The 4,126-nt window shown below is 44.8% G+C and carries 3 protein-coding genes; 1 reads left to right on the top strand and 2 read right to left on the bottom strand.

The window, feature by feature from the left end; translation table 11 throughout:
• Positions 1–274 precede the first annotated feature (274 nt).
• Positions 275–1,849, top strand: a complete 1,575-nt coding sequence (locus IJJ71_RS03480) for an ATP-binding protein (RefSeq protein WP_296845341.1) — start codon at positions 275–277, stop codon at positions 1,847–1,849.
• Positions 1,850–1,897: 48 nt separating this feature from the next.
• Here IJJ71_RS03480 and fabG read toward each other — a convergent pair whose 3' ends face one another.
• Together fabG and IJJ71_RS03470 are read right to left on the bottom strand one after the other, a co-directional pair.
• Positions 1,898–2,647, bottom strand: coding sequence for a 3-oxoacyl-[acyl-carrier-protein] reductase (fabG, locus tag IJJ71_RS03475; protein WP_296845340.1), 750 nt, complete (start codon positions 2,645–2,647; stop codon positions 1,898–1,900).
• 229 nt (positions 2,648–2,876) lie between these two features.
• Entirely contained in the window at positions 2,877–3,833 is a 957-nt protein-coding gene (locus tag IJJ71_RS03470) for an ACP S-malonyltransferase (RefSeq protein ID WP_296845338.1), read from the bottom strand.
• Between the last annotated feature and the right edge of the window lie 293 nt (positions 3,834–4,126).

The raw sequence follows: 4,126 nt of genomic DNA, 5'->3' as shown, positions 1-4,126 counted from the left end.
GAATCTTCTGAAGCAAGCAGATTTTTCGGATGTCATAAAATCCAAAAACATTACAATTTCTCAAAAGCAGCACATTTGCGATAAATGCGAAGATTATCTGGATAGAGTCATTAAGTTATTTTAATGCGGATGCCCTGGTAGGCGAAACAGAGCAAGCGTATTAAAATCATCATGGAGTTATAATATTTAAATGAAAAATTTGCTCCATCAGCCCACCGTGGAAGTGTGCCACTTTTTTATAGAAAGATTCGTTTTCCTGTGCTACAATTCTTCCATGAACAATCGTTTTCTGCCAATCGGCATTCAGGATTTTGAAGATTTACGCAATCGTGGTAGCATTTATGTGGACAAGACCCATCTTGTCTATAAACTTGTCACTGAAGGAAAACCTTATTTTTTAAGTCGCCCCCGCCGTTTTGGTAAGAGCCTTTTGCTTTCCACGCTGGAAGCCTACTTTCTGGGCAAAAAAGATTTGTTCAAAGGTCTTGCCATCGAAAATCTTGAAAAAGACTGGGTGCAGTATCCGGTCATAAAAATCAGTTTTGGCGCAGATAATTACCCTGATTTGAATTGCCTGATATCATTGGAAAATTCAGTTCTTTCGGAATATGAAAAGAAATACGATATTGCCGTTTCTGATTCCCGTGCAGCCCCGAGGCTCAAAAATATCATCAAAGGCGCATATGAAAAAACCGGCAAGCAGGTGGTCATCCTCATTGACGAATACGACAAGCCAATTCTCGACGCCCTCTACAGTGAGTACGAAGAGCAGAACCGTCAGGAACTGCGAAGCTTCTACAGCCCCCTCAAAGACTGTGACCAGTACATCCGCTTCCTTTTCATCACGGGAATTACGAAAGTCAGCCATGTGAACATCTTTTCTGGGCTAAACCAGTTGAACGACATAAGCCTTGATAAAAAATACTCTTCGATTTGTGGCGTTTCAGAATCAGAACTTGAAAAATATTTTATGCCTGAAATTGAGGCTCTTGCCGAAGAACAGGAAATGAATCTCGAAGAAACGAAGACTAAGCTCGCCCAAATGTATGACGGCTATCACTTTACCCATAATGTTGAGGGCGTTTACAACCCGTTCTGTCTCTTAAAGTGTTTTTCGGCAAAAGATTTTGGTTCCTACTGGTTTGAAAGTGGCACTCCGTCGCTTCTCGTAAAAAACCTGCAGAATCAGCCGCTGGAGCTTACAACAATAATCAACGGTCGAAAGGCAAAGGAAGATCAGTTCAAGAATTACGACCCGGACTCAAAGAACATGCTGCCTGTGATTTATCAGAGTGGCTATCTTACCATTAAGGGATTTGACAAGCCAAAAAGAATCTATACGCTGGACTTCCCAAACCGTGAGATTGAAGACGGATTCATCAACATCCTCCTAAAAAAATTCGTGACAGTTCCTTATGACGATTTGGGACTTGCAATCGGAAATCTGTGCGATGCCCTTGAACTCCACGACTTGAACCGTGCACTGAACATCATCAAATCCGCCATCGCAGACCTTCCCACCGTGGTCAAAAAGGACATGTGCGAGAACTACTACGAATCCGTCACGCATTTAATGTTCCGCATGACAGGCTGGCGTGTGGTTTCAGAGCTGCAGAATGTCTGTGGCCGAAGCGATGTTGTGGTGGCCTCAAAGGACAGCGTTTTTATCTTCGAGCTTAAAATGGATAAAGGCCGGTCTTTTGAAGAGGTTGCAGAAGAAGCCCTCGCGCAGATTGACGAGAACGGATATTCACAGCGATTTGCCGTCAGCGGGAAAGCCATGTACAAAGTGGCCCTCGTTTTCTCCAGCGAAGGAAAAGGCCTTTTGGGCTGGAAGGTAAAGGCATAAAAAAACTGGCCTCGCCGAAGCAAGACCAGTTTATCATTTTTCAGTTTTTTAGCAGCCCATTCCACCGTCTACGCCAAGAACCTGGCCAGTGATGTATGTGCTCAAATCACTTGCGAGGAACAATGCTGCATTTGCGATGTCCTCTGGTTTTCCTGCACGTTTAAGAGGCAAACCTTCAACCCACTGAGCTTTCATGTCGTCTTTGAGAACGGCAGTCATGTCAGTCTCGATGAAGCCCGGTGCAATTGCATTTACGCGAACGCCACGGCTTCCGACTTCTTTTGCCAAAGCCTTTGTATAAGCGATGATTCCGCCCTTTGAAGCTGCGTAGTTAACCTGGCCGCCCTGTCCGTGAAGACCTACGATAGAAGCCATGTTAATGATTGAGCAAGATTTGTCTTTTGCACGAATCATGTTGCTTGAAACAATCTGGCTGATAAGGAATACGCTTGTGAGGTTGATGCGAAGAACATCGTCCCAGTCTTCTTTTTTCATGCGGAAAGAAAGACCATCGCGAGTGATTCCGGCATTGTTTACAAGAATGTCGAATGTTCCGGCCTCTGCCAAAGCAGCCTTTACGACCTCAGTGACCTGCTCAGCGTTACCGACATCAGCATAAATCTCATGGAAAGCAACGCCATTTTCTGCGGCAAGCTTTTCCAAATCGTCTTTTGCGGCACTTGGCTTAGAGCACAATCCCCAAACCTCAGCTCCGTTCTTCAAAAATACTTCAACGATACCGCGTCCAATACCACGGCTAGAACCTGTAACAAGTGCTTTTTTATTCTTCAACAACATAATTTTCTCCTTCTATTTTAACCACAGATTACACAGATGGCACAGATGGCACAGATTAAAATTTTGGAAGGGAGAAGTCTCTCCCTACGCGCCCACTTCGTTGGTCGCTACCCTCTCTACGGGGGAAGTCCCCCGTAACGTCCCCTTTAAGAAAGCGTGGTATTTCAAAACTGTATGACACACAGAATTAACTAATCTGTGTAATCTGTGACATCTGTGGTTTCAAATTTTACAGTCCGTTGATTCCTTCAGCAGTATTCACCGGTGTACAAGCCAATGTTGCGCCGAGTTCTGTCTGACCCCAGAGACCGCTCAAAACTTTGCCTGGTCCAACTTCGAGGATTACCCATTCGTTTGCAGAATCTTCTTTAATCATATCTGCGAGAACTTTTTCTTCGTCTGTCCAGCGAACCGGGTGTGTGAGGTGGTCAACTGCGCTTGCTTTTGCAGGAGCACCTTCTGTGACTTTTTTGCCTGTGACATTTGAGAAAAGAGTGATTTTTGGATCAGAGAATGTGTATGGCTCCAAAGCAACTTTGAAATTATCAGCTGCGCGCTGCATGAGCGGGCTGTGGAATGGACCTGCAACAGCCAGGCGGACCGTTCGGCGAGCACCTGCTGCTTTTGCGGCCTCCTCTGCCTTTGTAAGACCATCAGCGGTTCCAGAAATTACTGTCTGTTTGACGCTGTTGAGATTTGCGGCATAAGCACCTTCGATTCCGTTAGCGATTTCTTCAACTTTCTCTGGTGGCAAGCCCAAAATTGCGCTCATTCCAGGAGCATTTCCGGCGTTTTCTTCGGCAATCTGCTCGCATACTTTCTGCATGATTGAACCGCGCTGGCAAACAACATTGATAACGTCCTCAAAAGAAAGGATTCCGGCTGCATACAAAGCAGGGAACTCGCCCAAAGAGAAGCCCATTGCAGCACTTGGCTCGATTCCTTTTGATTTGAGGGCGGCCATAACAGCAAGGCTGGCCGCAGTAATTGCGAGCTGGCTGTTGTCGCTTCTATTTAATTCAGTCTGCTCTGTTTCCCAGAGCAATTTTGGAATATCTTTTCCTGAAACTTTGGAAATCTCATCAATGACCTTGCGAGCTTCTGGGAAAGCCTCACAAACATCTTTAATCATTCCCTGAGTCTGTGCGCCCTGTCCTGGGAACAAAAATGCATACTTCTTAGCCATTCGTTTACTCCTGTGTCATTATCGGGCTCAAGGGCAATCGTTGTCGCCCTTGCTTAGACCCGATAATCTTTTCATTATGACAAATTCTTCAAAAATGTCATTTTCAATAATACTATAGAAAAGCAAGGAAATATGCAAGGGGAAAGCCTCCCCTCGCCAGGGCATCCGCATTAAAATAACTTAATGACTCTATCCAGATAATCTTCGCATTTATCGCAAATGTGCTGCTTTTGAGAAATTGTAATGTTTTTGGATTTTATGACATCCGAAAAATCTGCTTGCTTCAGAAGATT

Origin of the sequence: Treponema sp., assembly GCF_017430385.1 — a bacterium.
Lineage (GTDB): Bacteria > Spirochaetota > Spirochaetia > Treponematales > Treponemataceae > Treponema_D.
This window is presented reverse-complemented; position numbering and strand designations above follow the sequence as displayed.